The following is a 13,753-nucleotide window of genomic DNA, read 5'->3' as shown; positions in this document are numbered from 1 at the left end:
AAGCGCGATGAACCTAAAAAAAGGGCCTCCATTCGGAGGCCCTTTTTTTTGATCGACGGTTTCGTCAGGAAACCGGGATCACTTACGGCAGCAGATGCTTCACCGCGTCGCGCTCTTCGGCCAGCTCGGTTTCGGTGGCGGTCATGCGCTCGCGGGAGAAGTCATTCACGTCCAGGCCCTGAACGATTTCCCAGTCGCCGTTTTTGCAAACGCACGGGTAGGAATAGATCAGACCTTCCTGGATGCCGTAGGAGCCGTCGCTGTAGATGCCCATGGACACCCAGTCGCCGTCGTCACTGCCCAGCGCCCAGCTGCGCATGTGGTCGACCGCGGCGTTGGCGGCGGACGCGGCGGAGGACGCGCCCCGTGCCTTGATAATGGCGGCGCCGCGCTGCTGCACGGTGGGGATGTAGTCGTTCTCGTACCAGTCCTGCTCGACCTGATCAATGGCGGGTTTGCCGTCCACTTCGCAGTGGTGCAGATCCGGGTACTGGGTGGAGGAGTGGTTGCCCCAGATGGTCATCTTCTTAACGTCGTTGATGCTCTTGCCCAGCTTGTTGCCCAGCTGCGCCATGGCGCGGTTGTGGTCCAGGCGGGTCATGGCGGTGAACTGACGCGGGTCGATGTCCGGCGCGTTGCGCTGGGCGATCAGGGCGTTGGTGTTGGCCGGGTTGCCGACCACCAGCACCTTGATGTCGCGGCTGGCGACTTCGTTGATGGCCTGGCCCTGGGCGGAGAAGATCGCCGCGTTGGCTTCCAGCAGGTCCTTGCGCTCCATACCCGGACCGCGCGGACGGGCACCGACCAGCAGGGCGTAATCGGCGTCCTTGAACGCCACCTTGGCGTCGTCGGTCTGCACGATGCCGTCAACCAGCGGGAAGGCACAGTCTTCCAGCTCCATGGCCACGCCTTTCAGCGCTTCCAGGGCGGGGGTGATTTCGAGAAGCTGGAGGATAACCGGCTGGTCTTTGCCGAGCATGTCGCCGGAGGCGATGCGGAACAGCAGGGAATAGCTGATCTGGCCAGCGGCGCCGGTGACAGCTACGCGTACGGGTGCTTTCATTAAAAATCTCCTTGGAATCGTCGGGAGAACTGAGGAGCCTCTGAATACGACCTTGGCTAGGAAGTGCGCATTCGGAGGTTCCCCGGGCCGCGCGCATTATAGAGTAGCTGATGGGCGAGCGCACGGATCGGTGCGGATCGGCGCCAAACCGGCGTCTCAGTGGCCGCCGCTGTCCCGGTAGCTCACTGGGGTGACGCCGAACCAGCGCTTGAAGGCGCGGTTGAAGGCGCTCTGCTCGGAATAGCCCAGATCCAGGGCGATCTGGTTCACCGAGCGGTTGCTGTGCAGCAGCCAGTCGCAGGCCAGCCGGCGCCGCTCTTCTTCCAGCAGGGTGGAAAAGTCCGCCTGTTCCGCGCGCAGCCGGCGGCGCAGGGTCCAGGGTTTGACGCCCAGGCGCTCGGCGATCGGTTCCAGCTGCGGCACGCCGTCCACCAGCCGCTGCTGGATTTCCAGGCGAACCTGCTCCAGCAGGTTGTCGCGGGCCCGGTACTGGGTCACCGCCCGCTGCATCCGCGAACGGGCAATGCGGTTCACCTCCGGATCGGCGTCGCGCAGCGGCAGATCCAGCAGGGCTTCGTCGATGACCAGGGCGTTGCAGGGCTGGGAGAACGACACCGGGCAGCCGAACAGGCGCTGGTATTCGCCGCTGTCGCCGTGGGGCGGGTGCCGGAAGTGCACCGCCATGGGGTTGAGCTCGGCGCCCAGAATCCAGCGGCCGAACACCACCGCGCCGGCGTAGAAGGCGTCCACCCGGTGCGGCGAGGTGGGCAGGTCCTCGAAGGGGGTATCGAGGATCAGCCAGAGTTCATTATCGTGCCACTCGAAGCGCAGGTCGGCGAATTCGGTGGTCACCCGCGCGAACGGGATCATCAGTTCGATGGCGTCGCGCAGGGTGGCGCTGGACATGCTGGCGTAGCCCAGCTCGCCCATGAAGCGTGGCCGGATGCATTCGCCCATGTGCAGCCCGAACAAGGGGTCGCCGCTGCCTTCCAGGGCCAGTTCGAACAACCGGTTTTCGACCTTCAACGGCACCCGGGCCCGGGGCGATTCCAGCTCCGCCTCGCTCACCCCCAGACGCACCAGGGCATCGCTGAGGTCCACGCCCGCGTGCAACGCGGCGTCGAGCAGGTACTCGATCCAGAACGAGGCCACGGTCAGTGAATGCAGGGAAGGCGGATGGGAATCAGACATAGCGGAAGTCAACGTGATTGACGCCGGCCAGTCAATGACGGGAAAGCGACCGGGCCGGCACGGCCCGGTCAGGCTCGATCATTTCGCTTTTTGTTCGCGGGCCAGTTTATTGACCTTGCGGTTGATGCGGTCGAGCTTTTTGTTGAGGGCGTCCATTTCGTCGCGGGTGGGCAGGCCGAGGGTGTGGGCCAGACGCACGCGCCACTGTTCCGCGTCGCCGCTCTTGCCGGTTTTGGCCCGCAGGGATTCGCCGCTTTTGATCAGCTCCTGAAAGAATTCGTTACCGGATTCGCTGAGCCGGGTCACCGCGCCCTGGGCCGCTTTGCTAAGCTTGTCCGCCGTGGCGCTGATTTCCGTGCTTAAATCGGACAGCTTCGCGTTCAGGGTGGTGGCCGGGGATTCGGTGTTTGCTTGTGCGTCGCTCATGAGTAAGGGTCTCCTTATCCAACATCAGTGGCGCCGATGGTAAGCAACCCGGCGTTTTGGGTATCTTTTGTTGTCCGACAATTAAACAAGGTGTTCCGCCGAACCGGGACACATCGGGAGAGAGTGCATGAAGGTAGAGCTTCCCCAGGGTGGGTATCAGGGCCTCGCCGGCGACGGCGTGGTGGAATTCCGGGGCGTGCCGTTCGCGCTGCCGCCGGTGGGCGAGCTGCGGTTCAAGGCGCCCCGGCCGTTGCCGGACAGCGACCGGAGCGTCAACGCGGACCGCTATCCGTTGCCGTCGCTGCAGGTCAAGAACCCGCTGATGGGCGTGGAGGACTCCGGGGAAGACTGCCTGTACCTGAATATCTGGGTGCCGGAGGGGGAGGGGCCCTTCCCGGTGATGCTCTGGTACCACGGTGGCGGCTATATCGCCGGCTCGGTGTCCCAGCCGCTGTATAACGGCGCCGCCCTGGCGGCCAGCCAGAAGGTGGTGGTGGTGCACGCCGCCTACCGGTTGGGCGCCCACGGGTTCGCCGACTTCGCCGCCATCGCCCCGGAGCTGGAGGCGGACAGCAACCTGGGCCTGCGCGACCAGGTGGCGGCGCTGGAATGGGTCAACCGGCACATCGAAGCGTTCGGCGGTCGGCCCGACCGGGTCACCCTGTTCGGCGAATCCGCCGGCGGCTTCAGTGTCGCCACCCTGATGGCCACGCCCCGCGCCCGGCCCCTGTTCCAGGGCGCCATCGTGCAATCCGGCGCCGGCGACTTCGCGCTCGCCCCGGAAGAGGTGGCCAAGGTCACAAGCGCCTTCGTGGAGGCGTTGCCGGGCGAGGGCAGCGCCGCCGACAAGCTCCGGCAGGCCGACCCGAAAGCCTGGATCGCCGCCCAGAATCAGGCCCTGCGCACCCTGGTGAAACGTGGCCTGCGCGACACCACGCCGCAGTTCGCGATGAATTTCCAGCCGATGGTGGACGGCGACCTGCTGCCGCGCCTGCCGGTGGACGCCATTGCCGACGGCGAGGCCCGCGATATCGCCCTGATGGCCAGCGTCTGCCGGGACGAATATCACTTCTTCCAGTACGCCGGGCCGATGGCGGGCTTCCCCTCGGTGGAGGAATTGCGCCGCTTTGACGAGGCGGAAATCCTGCGCCGCTTCCAGCGCGCGCTGCCGCAGCACGGCCAGCAGGCGCTCAGCTACTACCAGCGCACCGTCACGCCGGACCCGCAGCGCAGCAACATGGACTGGTTCTCGGCCATGGAAACCGACCGGCTGTTCCGCGTGCCCACTCTGCGGTTGCTGGACGCCCAGGCCGCCCACCGGGACGACACCCGCGGCTTCCAGTTCACCTGGACCAGCCAGCAGTTCGGCGTGCCCATGGGCGCCTGCCACGTGATCGACGTGCCGTTCGTGTTCGGCGTCACCGACACCCCGGCGGGCATGTTCTTCACCGGCGGCGGCGAGCCGGCCCGCGCTCTGGCGGCCGAGGTGCAGAAAGTCTGGGGGGATTTCGCCCACGGTCGGGCGGTGCAGGGCCCGGCCTGGAAGGACACCCGTCGGGTGCGCCAGTTCGGTCCCGGCGACGCGGAAGCCGCCTTGCTGGACGCGGACGGCGAAGCCCTGTGGGCGGACATCATTCCCGTGCCGGGGACTGCAAAACCGGGCCAGGGCGCGTAAAATAGCGGCCCTGTCACCCCTCAGGAGTACCCCGATGTCCGTGGCCGAGGCCATTGAAAGCAAAGTGCGCGACGCCCTGCCGGTCGCGCACCTGGAACTGGAAAACGAAAGCCACCGGCACAATGTGCCGGCCAACTCGGAAACCCACTTCAAACTGGTGCTGGTGTCCGACGCCTTCCAGGGCCAGATGCCGGTGCGGCGCCACCAGGCCGTCTACCAGGCGCTGGCCGAGGAAATGAAAGGGCCGGTGCACGCGCTTGCCCTGCATCTTTTCACGCCGGACGAATGGCGCGCCCAGGGCGGCGACGTGGCCGACTCTCCGGACTGCCGGGGCGGCGACGGGCGGGCCAGTGAGCGCGCCAAGGGAACCCCGCAATGAGTCCGGTCCCGCAGCAGGGCGAAGGCCCCGTGGTGGTGGCGGCGCTGTACCGCTTTACCCGCCTCGACGACTACCAGGCCCTGCGTGAGCCGCTGCTGGCGGCGATGCTCGAGCGTGACGTGCGCGGCACCCTGTTGCTGGCCCACGAAGGCATCAACGGCACCATCTCCGGCGCCCGCGACGATGTCGACGCGATCGTCGGCTGGCTGCGCGCGGACCCCCGTTTCCAGGACATGGAATACAAGGAGTCCTTCGCCGCCGAGCACCCCTTCCTGCGCACCAAGGTGAAACTCAAGAAAGAGATCGTCACCATGGGCGTGGAGGACCTCGACCCCAACGCCAACCGCGGCACCTACCTGGAAGCCGAGGAGTGGAACCGGGTGATCGCCGACCCGGAAACCCTGGTGATCGATACCCGCAACGACTACGAGTACGAAGTGGGCACCTTCGAGGGCGCGGTCAATCCCAACACCAAGGCGTTCCGCGAATTCCCGGAGTACGTGAAGCAGCACCTGGACCCCGCCAGGCACAAGAAGGTGGCGATGTTCTGCACCGGCGGCATTCGCTGCGAGAAGTCCACCGCCTACCTGCGCGAGCAGGGCTTCGAGGAGGTCTACCACCTCAAGGGCGGCATTCTGAAGTACCTGGAGGAGACGCCGCCGGAGGCGTCGCTGTGGCAGGGCGAATGTTTCGTGTTCGACGAGCGCGTCACCGTGGACCAGGCACTGCGGCCGGGCGGCTATGATCAGTGTCACGCCTGCCGCCGGCCGATCAGCGAGGACGACAAGGCCTCGCCGCTGTACCGGAAGGGGGTGTCCTGCCCGCGTTGTTACCACGAATCGTCGGCGGAGCAGAAGGCGCGCTTCGCCGAGCGCCAGAAGCAGATCGAGCTGGCCCGCCAGCGGGGCACCCGGCATCTGGGTGTCGATCAGCACGCTGATAGCGATCCTTCCCCGGACTGAGTCGCCCTGCTGTCTTGGCGGCTCCGTAGCCCGGTTCGGTCTCGGTGCTTGGGTCCAGGACCCGCCGTGAATCCATCCCTGGAGGCTTGTGTTCGGCTCCCTGCCTCACACAGTCCTGGACCCAAGCACCGAGACCGAACCTCCTGAATGGCGCCAGCCGCCACGGCCGCTACGAAGCAAGGTTTGTGGGAGCGGGCTTGCCCGCGAAAGGGAGCGAAGCTCCCGGCAGGATCCCAGAGAGACCTCTAACGGCAGCACAAACAAGGTCTCTGGAATCCCGCCGGGTGGCTGGCGCCACCCTTTCGCGGGCTGGGCCCGCTCCCACAGGTCCGTTCCTACACGCTCGATTCGGTGGCGGGGGCGGGGTCTTTGGTGGGTTCGGGGTGGCAGCCGGCCTGGCCGCGCCAGTCGGGGGCCAGGCCGAAGCGCAGTTCGCCGGTGGTGATGGTGCTGGTGCCGGAGAAGAAGAACATGCCCAGGGTGATCAGCTGCAGGCTGAGGATCACGCCCGGGCGCCACAGCGCTTCCAGGCCGGCGACGAGGGAGGGCGCGGCCGCCGTGGTGGCCGGCAGCAGCAGGCTGATCAATACGCCGTAGCCGGCGGCCAGCAGCGCCATGCTCTGGTAGGCGGAGAAGCGGCGGCTGCCGCCGCGGTAGTCGGCGCGCAGGAATTCCGAGTAGACCCGCCACAGCTGGCTGCCCACCAGGGCCAGGGCGAACGCCGCCGCGTACAGGCCGTGGAAGAACAGGCTGGTGCAGAGCAGCGCCAGGGCGGTGTGCAGCACGCAGGTGACGGCCTGGATCGGCACCACGCGGACCGCTTCCATGTCGCCGGCGAAGGCGATCTTCTTGGTTTTGCCCAGGAACACGTGGTTCAGCCGGCCGAAGCAGCGCTTGGCCCAGCGTGGCGCCAGGTGCACCGGCTTGCCGTAGCAACAGCCGAAGCTGATGCAGGCCAGGCGGCCGACGCCTTCGCCGAGCACATAGGCGATCGCCATGGCGGCGAGCAGCGGCATGATCGGCAGGGCGGTCTGCCAGGTGGCGCGGGCGATGGCGTCCGCGCCCCATAGAAGCAGGGGCGCCAGCAGGATACCGATGAAGCTGGCGCCGCCGACGGTGAAGCCGTGGCGGTTCTTCTCCACCACGCTGGCGATGATCTTGGCCGCCGGCAGGCAGATGGCGAGCACCCCGGCGGTGAGCCCCAGGGCGATGGCCAGCGGCACCCGCGAGGCGCCGGTGAGCACGATGAAGGTGGCCACCCCCAGGCCGCCGGCGAGGCCGGTGAACAGCCCGTAGAAGGTGAGGTTGAGGCCGCGCCAGGAGCCGTCGCTGTTTTTCGCCAGGGGCAGGGAAGCGACGAATTGCCAGCGTTCGCGGGGCAGCTCCCGGAACAGCACCCGGTAGGCGACGGCGAACACCACGGCCAGGGCCAGTATCAACAGATCCGCGTGCATGGTTTTCTCCCGTGAACGTTGTCCCTTGATCGGTACCGGCAGGCTAGGTCGGCGTTGCGGACGTGCCGGTGACAGGGGGGTGACGGTTCAGTGACCGCCGCCGCGTGGACAAGGCGCGGTGCCCGAATTATGGTGCATAAAAAAGCATTGGTGTCCGCACGGGCACACAGGGGATAAACCATGGAAAGGGTAAGCACGCTGATTATCGGCAGCGGCTTCGGCGGTGCCGTGATGGCCTGCCGGCTGGCGGAAAAAGGGGACAAGGTGGTGGTGCTGGAGCGCGGACGGCGCTGGCTGCCGGAGGACTACCCCAGCGTCAGCCAGCGCGACTGGCTGTGGGACGAGGACCAGCCGGAGCAGCAGAACGGCTGGCTGGATTTCCGCTATTTCGGCGATATGAGCGTGGCGCTGGGCGCGGGGGTCGGCGGCGGCTCGCTGATCTATGCCAATGTCAGCGTGGCGCCGCCGCCGGAGGTGTTTGAGCACGGCTGGCCGGAGGCGATCCGCTTCGACACCCTGCGCGAGCATTTCCGGGTCAGCGGCGAAATGCTCAATGTGCAGACGCTGCCGGACCACCAGTGGACCCCGCGCACCCGCCTGATGCACGAAGCCGCCGACAAGCTCGGCCAGCGGCACCGCTTTCGCGTGGTGCCTCAGGCGGTCAGCTTCGATCCGGACTGGCACGACGGCCTGGACAACGCCTACAGCTATGCGCGCAGCAAGACCTGGACCAACGCCCAGGGGCGCACCCAGGGCACCTGCGTGCACTGCGGCAACTGCGACCTGGGCTGTCCGGTGCAGGCCAAGAACACCCTGGACCTTAACTATTTGGCGCGGGCCGAGCAGAAGGGCGCGGAGATCCGCCCGCTGCATCACGTGCGCTGGATCCGACCGCTGCAGGGCGGCGGTTACGAGGTCGGCGTCAACGACCTGGACGCCCGCGCCTGGCGGCTGATCCGCGCCGACAAGGTGATCGTCGCCGCCGGCAGTGTCGGCTCCACCGAGTTGCTGCTGCGCTGCCGTGATCAGTACAAGACGCTGCCCAAGCTGAGCCGGGCGCTGGGGCGTGGCTGGACCAGCAACGGCGACTTTTTCACCCCGGCGTTTTATCCCGACCGCGATCTGGCGCCGAGCCGGGGACCGACGATTACCTCCGCCATCGATTATCTGGACGGCAGCGATGGCGGGGCGCGCTATTTCGTCGAGGACGGCGGCATTCCGGATCTGCTCGGCAATCTGCTGCGCCACGCCGGCAAACACCCCAGGCTGGCGCGCACCCGGCTGGCGGCGGCGCTGCTGGAATACCGCCGCGACAACACCCCGTTCGAGAACATGATGCCCTGGTTCGGGCAGGCCCGGGACGAGCCGGGCGGCCGCTTCTACCTGGGGCGTCGCTGGTACGCGCCCTGGAAGCGCGACCGGCTGCGTCTGAGCTGGGATTACCGCAAGGCGGAGAAGGCGGTGCAGGGGCTGGCGGACCGCCATCTGGCGCTCACCGAGGTCACCGGCGGGCGCGCCAACACGCCGGCCACCTGGCGGTGGTTCAAGAACCTGATCACGCCGCACCCGCTTGGCGGCTGCAATATGGCCGATACCGTGAAACAGGGTGTGGTCAACCACGCCGGTGAGGTGTTCAATTATCCTCAGTTGTTCGTGGTCGACGGCGCCACGGTGCCCGGCTCCCTGGGGCTGAACCCGTCGCGGACCATCGCCGCGCTGGCGGAACACGCCGCCGCGCAATGGCGCTGAACCTTATCCGGCAGCAAGCGAGACCTTATGAGTGACGACAACCGATACCATGTACGCCTGACCGGCGAGCTGATGGGCGGCGCCGACGCCGACCGGGTGGCGGCGAACCTGGCGCGCCTGTTCAAGATGCCGGAAGAGAAGGCCGCCTTGCTGGTCAGCGGTAAACCACGGGTGGTCAAGAAGGACGCGGACGAAGCCACGGCGCGCAAATTCCAGGTGGCCCTGCGGCAGGCCGGCGCCCGCTGCGAGCTGCTGCCGGTGGACGGTGAAGCCGCTACAGCCGCGCCGCAACCCACCGCTGCCGCCCCGGCCGCCCCGCAAGCGGAGGCCTCAGAGGCCGCTGTAGCCCCGGCGGCGAGCGCCGATCAGCGCAGCGGTGATATTGAAACGGTGGGCACGATTCGTACCGGCGGCACCGGTTTCAGTGGTGCCTTCGAGGTCGCGCCGGTGGGGGCCGACCTGGACACTTCAGAGCGTGGTCAGCCGGCGGCGGCGCCGGATATCAGTCATCTGTCCATGGCTGAACCGGGCGCTGATTTGGAGCCGCTCAAACAGGAGCAGGCGGTGGTGGTGCCGGATATCAGCCACCTGTCGATCAAGCCGGATTAGCCCTGGGGGCCGTCCGGCCCCTGGAAGTGCAGCATCATTTCTTCCAGCACGTCGGGGATGCCGTTGGCCATCTGCCGCACCAGCTGGCTGTCGTTCCAGACTTCGTCCAGGGCCGGGTCGTCGTCGACGCCGGAGATCAGCAGCATGGGCAGCAACCAGGTGGCCATGGGGTCGTCGTCCTCGTCGCTGTGCCAGCGCTCCTCATGCAGCAGCATGCCGCTCAGGAAACCGGCGCACCAGGACGCCAGGTCGGCGCCGTCGTCTTCGCGGTAGGGGTCGAGCAGGCAGGGCAGGGTGATGCGCTCGCCGCCCAGGGTGTCGGTGAGCAGGCGGCCGCGCAGTTCGTCCAGCGCCCCGGCCACCGCCTCCGGCAAGGACATCTCCAGCGCCAGGCCGAAATCCGCCGGGCCGTCGTAGGGCCCCACGGTGAAGGCGCAAATCAGGCCGTGGGTCTCCACCCAGGAGGGGGCCTCCTCGCCCTGGCCGGCGAAGTAGGTTTCCACGGTGTGTTTCAGGTGGGGGTTGGAAATTCCGCTCATACTGTCGCCGCTGCCGTTAATTGGGACGGCAAGGATACCCGCTTGCCGACGCCCCTGAAACCGGCGCCCGCGCGCAACTGCTGCGCAGGGTGTCGCGGCCGGCGGCTTTGGCCTGGTAGAGCGCCTGGTCGGCCCGTTCGATGAACGCCAGCGCGGACTCGCCCCAGTGATGGCCGGCCAGCCCGCAGGACAGGGTGATCCGCAGGGACGGGTCGAAGTCATAGCGCTGCTCGGCGAACTTTTCCTTCAGGCGGGTCATGGCCGCCTCGCAATCCGCGTGGTCGGATTGCGGGAACAGCACCACGAACTCCTCGCCGCCGTAGCGGGCGAGCACGTCGGAGCGCCGCAGGCACTGGCTGGCGAGCGCGGCGAAGCGTTTCAGCACCTCGTCCCCGGCGGGGTGGCCGTAGGTGTCGTTGATGCTCTTGAAATGGTCCAGGTCCACCACCGCGATGTGCAGGGGAATGTGTTCGCGGTCGGTGCGGGACAGCTCCTCTTCCAGCCGCTCGAGGAAGTGGCGGCGGTTGAACAGGTCGGTGAGTTCGTCGCGGATGGCGATGCTGGCCAGCCGGTCGTGGGCCTGGCGCAGGGATTCACGCTGGGCGCGGAAGCGCTGCTGCAGATTGTGGATATAGCCGCCCATGTAGACGAACCAGGCGAGGATCAGCGCCAGCACGCCCCACTGGCTCAACGACAGGGCGAGAATCTGGGTCAGCGGCAACTGCACCCACTCATAGACCAGCAGCACCGTGAACGACAGCTGGGCGCTCGCCGCCATCACGATTTGCTGGCGGCGGTCCAGGGAAAATACCCCGAATGTCATCATGATCAGGTAGAGACTGAGCAGGGCGCCGCGCAGCTCGCGGGCGTAATAGAGCAGCAGGGTGATCACCACGATACCGGCGAACATCTGCACCATGGTCAGGCTGGGGTCCTTGAAGCGCTCGGTGAAGCCGCTGCGCACCAGTGCGAACACCACCAGGTTGGCGGCGAACAGGCTGCCGAAGATCAGCAGGTGGGGCGTGCGCGGATCGAAGGCGGCGATTTCCACGCCTACCACGGTGCCGGCCCAAAGCAGCAGATAGGAATAGATGGCCATGAGTTGCCGGCGCAGCCGCAGGGCGCGCTCGGGACGGTGGGAAAGAACCAGCTTTATGTTGTTATTCAATGCAAAGGCCCGCCTGGTTTTTGCCACCCCTGGCTGCTTCTCAAGGTGTCCGGCCCCTGAGATGAACGCTGCATCTCATACTTTATCATTGTGTCATAGTTCACACTTTAGTCTTTGATGGTACCAAAGCAAGGGTATGACTTGCCGGTCACACCGAAATAGTGCCAGACTCGTCGAGTTAAACAAACGTTTGATTGGTTTATGAGGATGCCATGTCCACCGATTTGCCTATCGACCTGAGATTGTCCGAGGAGCAGCGCATCAGCCGCGAAGGCATGCGCCGCTTTGCCTCCCAAACAATGGCGCCCGGCGCCCGTGCCGCCGATGAAGCGGCCGCCGCCGACCCCGGGGTGCTGGCGGGCATCGCCGGCTTCGGCCTGACCCTGATGAGCCTGCCCGAAGCCCTGGGCGGTGCTGGCCTGCCGCGCTCGCCGATGGGCAATGTGCTCGCCTGCGAGGACCTGGGGGAGGGCGACCTGAGCCAGAGCCTGGCGGCGCTGGCGCCGCTGGGCGTGGTTAACGCGCTGCTGGACTTCGGCGACGAGGCCCAGCACGAGGCCTGGCTGCCCCGTTTCGCCAGCGAAGCGCCGGTGCCGGCGGCGGTGGCGCTGGCGGAGCCGCGCGCCACCTTTGAGCCCGGCGACCCGCACACCCGCGCCCGCCGCGACGGTGACGATTATATCCTGGATGGCGAAAAATGCCTGATCCCGCTGGTCGAACAATGTCAGTTGTTCCTGGTGGTGGCCGCCACCGACGACGGCCCGGCGGCGTTTATCGTCGAGGCGGACAGCCCCGGCCTGAGCCGGGCGCGGCAGGATTACATGGGCCTGCGCAGCGCCGAGCCGGGCACCCTGACCCTGGAAGGGGTGCGGGTGCCGGCGTCCCAGCGTCTCGCCAACTTCGATCTGGAGCGGCTGGTGAGCCTGTCGCGGATCGGTCTGGCGGCGCTGGCCACCGGGTGCTGCCAGGCGGTGCTGGAGCAGTGCGTGCCCTACGCCCTGGAGCGCAAGGCGTTCGGTGAAGCGATCGCCCGGCGCCAGTCGGTGGCGTTCATGATCGCCGACATGGGCATCGAGATCGAAGGCATGCGCCTTCTCGCCTGGCGGGCCGCCAGCCGCGCGGAACAGGGCCTGCCGTTCCAGCGCGAGGCCTACCTGGCGTTCCTGCAGAGCATGGAAAAAGCCATGCGCATCGCCACCGACGGCGTGCAGGTGTTCGGCGGCGCCGGCTTCGTGCGCGACTACCCGCTGGAAATGTACTACCGGAACCTGCGTGGCCTGTCGGCCCTGCACGGCGCGCTGATGGTGTGAGGAGAGTTGCCATGATCAATTTCGAACTGCCCAAGTCCCTGAAAAATCTCCAGAATATGACCCACCAGCTCGCCGAGCAGGGGTTCCGGCCGATCTCGCGCAAATACGACCGCATCGAGCATGGCGACACCCCGGCGGAGCTCAAGCCGCTGGCGCAGATGATCGCCGCCGGCCGCCCCCGTGGCGGCGGCAAAAGCGAGAAGGCGGACGCCGATCCGGAGGCGGTCAAGAACGGCAGCAACCTGATGGGCATCGTCAGCGTCGAGGAGATGTGCTGGGGCGACACCGGCCTGATGCTGTCCCTGCCGGCCTCCGGGCTGGGCAACGCGGCGATCCAGGCGGTCGGCACGGCGGAGCAGAAAGAGCAGTACGGCAAGCTCTACTGCGCCATGGCGATCACCGAGCCGGGCGCCGGCTCCGATTCGGCGGCGATCAGCACCACCGCCCGCCGCGACGGCGACGAGTGGGTGCTCAACGGCGAGAAAATCTACTGCACCGGCGGCCAGCGCTGTGACGCCGTGGTGGTGTGGGCGACCCTGGACAAGTCACTGGGCAAGGCGGCGATCAAGTCGTTCATCGTGCCCCGGGACAACCCCGGGATGCAGCTGGCGCGGGTCGAGGACAAGATGGGCCTGCGCATCTCCGATACCGCCGCCTTGTCCTTCACCGAGTGCCGGATTCCCCTGGACCATGTGCTCGGCTCGGCGGAGATCGCCGACACCGAGGCGGCCCGCAAGAAGGCCTTCGGCGGGGTCATGCAGACCTTCGACAACACCCGGCCGATGGTCGCCGCCATGGCCCTGGGCGTGGCCCGTGCCGCGCTGGAAACCACCACGGAAATCCTGGAAAAAGAAGGGGTTAAGGCAGATTTCTCGAAAACACCTTATAACTCCAGCGCCATTGAGCTGGAGCTCTACCGCCTGGAGGCGGACCTGGACGCGGCCCGTCTGATGACCTACAAGGCGGCCTGGATGGCGGACAACGGCCAGGCCAATTCCAAGGAAGCCTCCATGTGCAAGGCCAAGGCCGGCCGCATGGGCAACGACGTGACGCTCAAGTGCGTGGCGCTGTGCGGCGAGCTGGGCTACTCCGAGCGCTATCTGCTGGAGAAGCTGGCGCGGGATTCCAAGATCATCGACATCTTCGAGGGTACCCAGCAAATCCAGCAACTGATCGTCGCCCGCCATCTGCTGGGTCTCTCCTCCCGGGAACTGAAATGAGTCGCGGC

13 protein-coding genes are annotated in these 13,753 nt (G+C 66.9%); 7 read left to right on the top strand and 6 right to left on the bottom strand.

Going from position 1 to position 13,753, the window contains the following annotated elements:
* Positions 1–82: 82 nt before the first annotated feature.
* The 3 genes from ISO4_RS09630 to ISO4_RS09620 form a co-directional block, all read right to left on the bottom strand.
* Positions 83–1,063, bottom strand: coding sequence for a malate dehydrogenase (locus tag ISO4_RS09630; RefSeq protein ID WP_194856054.1), 981 nt, complete (start codon positions 1,061–1,063; stop codon positions 83–85).
* A 156-nt stretch (positions 1,064–1,219) separates the two neighbouring features.
* Entirely contained in the window at positions 1,220–2,254 is a 1,035-nt protein-coding gene (locus ISO4_RS09625) for an AraC family transcriptional regulator (protein ID WP_194856053.1), read from the bottom strand.
* Between the two features lie 78 nt (positions 2,255–2,332).
* On the bottom strand, positions 2,333–2,680 hold the full coding sequence (locus tag ISO4_RS09620; protein WP_194856052.1) for a poly(hydroxyalkanoate) granule-associated protein: 348 nt from the start codon (positions 2,678–2,680) through the stop codon (positions 2,333–2,335).
* A 127-nt stretch (positions 2,681–2,807) separates the two neighbouring features.
* On the opposite strand from ISO4_RS09620, the gene ISO4_RS09615 reads away from it, so the two are divergent.
* From ISO4_RS09615 to trhO, 3 genes are read left to right on the top strand one after another with little or no spacing between them, the layout of a single operon-like run.
* Positions 2,808–4,355 (top strand): carboxylesterase/lipase family protein, encoded by a 1,548-nt coding sequence (locus ISO4_RS09615; RefSeq protein WP_142948815.1) that lies wholly within the window; start codon positions 2,808–2,810, stop codon positions 4,353–4,355.
* Positions 4,356–4,389: 34 nt separating this feature from the next.
* On the top strand, positions 4,390–4,734 hold the full coding sequence (locus ISO4_RS09610; protein WP_194856051.1) for a BolA family protein: 345 nt from the start codon (positions 4,390–4,392) through the stop codon (positions 4,732–4,734).
* On the top strand, positions 4,731–5,696 hold the full coding sequence (gene trhO / locus ISO4_RS09605) for an oxygen-dependent tRNA uridine(34) hydroxylase TrhO (RefSeq protein ID WP_194856050.1): 966 nt from the start codon (positions 4,731–4,733) through the stop codon (positions 5,694–5,696). Before ISO4_RS09610 ends, trhO begins: the two co-directional genes overlap by 4 nt.
* 335 nt (positions 5,697–6,031) lie before the next feature.
* Here the strand turns inward: trhO and ISO4_RS09600 are convergent, their stop codons facing one another.
* Positions 6,032–7,150, bottom strand: a complete 1,119-nt coding sequence (locus ISO4_RS09600) for a prolipoprotein diacylglyceryl transferase family protein (RefSeq protein WP_194856049.1) — start codon at positions 7,148–7,150, stop codon at positions 6,032–6,034.
* Positions 7,151–7,330: 180 nt separating this feature from the next.
* Between ISO4_RS09600 and ISO4_RS09595 the strand changes: the two genes are divergently transcribed.
* Together ISO4_RS09595 and ISO4_RS09590 are read left to right on the top strand one after the other, a co-directional pair.
* A complete protein-coding gene (locus ISO4_RS09595; protein WP_194856048.1) occupies positions 7,331–8,899 on the top strand; it encodes a GMC family oxidoreductase N-terminal domain-containing protein in 1,569 nt (522 codons plus the stop codon).
* 27 nt (positions 8,900–8,926) lie between these two features.
* Positions 8,927–9,508 carry a hypothetical protein gene (locus ISO4_RS09590; protein ID WP_194856047.1) on the top strand — a complete coding sequence of 194 codons (582 nt, stop codon included), beginning with the start codon at positions 8,927–8,929 and terminating at the stop codon, positions 9,506–9,508.
* Here ISO4_RS09590 and ISO4_RS09585 read toward each other — a convergent pair.
* The gene (locus ISO4_RS09585; RefSeq protein ID WP_142948809.1) at positions 9,505–10,047 is read right to left on the bottom strand and encodes a YecA/YgfB family protein; all 543 of its coding nucleotides are present in this window, start codon (positions 10,045–10,047) and stop codon (positions 9,505–9,507) included. The two genes, ISO4_RS09590 and ISO4_RS09585, sit on opposite strands and share 4 nt — an antisense overlap.
* Positions 10,048–10,063: 16 nt before the next feature.
* Positions 10,064–11,215 carry a GGDEF domain-containing protein gene (locus ISO4_RS09580; RefSeq protein WP_228548033.1) on the bottom strand — a complete coding sequence of 384 codons (1,152 nt, stop codon included), beginning with the start codon at positions 11,213–11,215 and terminating at the stop codon, positions 10,064–10,066.
* Between the two features lie 212 nt (positions 11,216–11,427).
* Here ISO4_RS09580 and ISO4_RS09575 point away from each other — a divergent pair, with 212 nt between their 5' ends.
* Both ISO4_RS09575 and ISO4_RS09570 read left to right on the top strand, forming a co-directional pair.
* A complete protein-coding gene (locus tag ISO4_RS09575) occupies positions 11,428–12,525 on the top strand; it encodes an acyl-CoA dehydrogenase family protein (protein ID WP_194856046.1) in 1,098 nt (365 codons plus the stop codon).
* A gap of 11 nt (positions 12,526–12,536) precedes the next feature.
* On the top strand, positions 12,537–13,745 hold the full coding sequence (locus ISO4_RS09570; protein ID WP_194856045.1) for an acyl-CoA dehydrogenase family protein: 1,209 nt from the start codon (positions 12,537–12,539) through the stop codon (positions 13,743–13,745).
* Positions 13,746–13,753 lie beyond the last annotated feature (8 nt).

It is taken from the genome of Alloalcanivorax venustensis ISO4 (assembly GCF_015356855.1).
Lineage (GTDB): Bacteria > Pseudomonadota > Gammaproteobacteria > Pseudomonadales > Alcanivoracaceae > Alloalcanivorax > Alloalcanivorax venustensis.
The sequence above is the reverse complement of the archived record's forward strand: the minus strand, read 5'-3'. Positions and strand labels throughout refer to the sequence as shown.

Bases quoted from the DNA above. Each gene is read 5' to 3' on its own strand.
- ISO4_RS09610 (WP_194856051.1), top strand. From the start codon at position 4,390: ATGTCCGTGGCCGAGGCCATTGAAAGCAAAGTGCGCGACGCCCTGCCG.
- ISO4_RS09615 (WP_142948815.1), top strand. From the start codon at position 2,808: ATGAAGGTAGAGCTTCCCCAGGGTGGGTATCAGGGCCTCGCCGGCGAC.
- ISO4_RS09585 (WP_142948809.1), bottom strand. From the start codon at position 10,047: ATGAGCGGAATTTCCAACCCCCACCTGAAACACACCGTGGAAACCTAC.
- ISO4_RS09595 (WP_194856048.1), top strand. From the start codon at position 7,331: ATGGAAAGGGTAAGCACGCTGATTATCGGCAGCGGCTTCGGCGGTGCC.
- ISO4_RS09575 (WP_194856046.1), top strand. From the start codon at position 11,428: ATGTCCACCGATTTGCCTATCGACCTGAGATTGTCCGAGGAGCAGCGC.
- ISO4_RS09620 (WP_194856052.1), bottom strand. From the start codon at position 2,680: ATGAGCGACGCACAAGCAAACACCGAATCCCCGGCCACCACCCTGAAC.
- ISO4_RS09625 (WP_194856053.1), bottom strand. From the start codon at position 2,254: ATGTCTGATTCCCATCCGCCTTCCCTGCATTCACTGACCGTGGCCTCG.
- ISO4_RS09630 (WP_194856054.1), bottom strand. From the start codon at position 1,063: ATGAAAGCACCCGTACGCGTAGCTGTCACCGGCGCCGCTGGCCAGATC.
- ISO4_RS09590 (WP_194856047.1), top strand. From the start codon at position 8,927: ATGAGTGACGACAACCGATACCATGTACGCCTGACCGGCGAGCTGATG.
- ISO4_RS09570 (WP_194856045.1), top strand. From the start codon at position 12,537: ATGATCAATTTCGAACTGCCCAAGTCCCTGAAAAATCTCCAGAATATG.
- trhO (WP_194856050.1), top strand. From the start codon at position 4,731: ATGAGTCCGGTCCCGCAGCAGGGCGAAGGCCCCGTGGTGGTGGCGGCG.
- ISO4_RS09600 (WP_194856049.1), bottom strand. From the start codon at position 7,150: ATGCACGCGGATCTGTTGATACTGGCCCTGGCCGTGGTGTTCGCCGTC.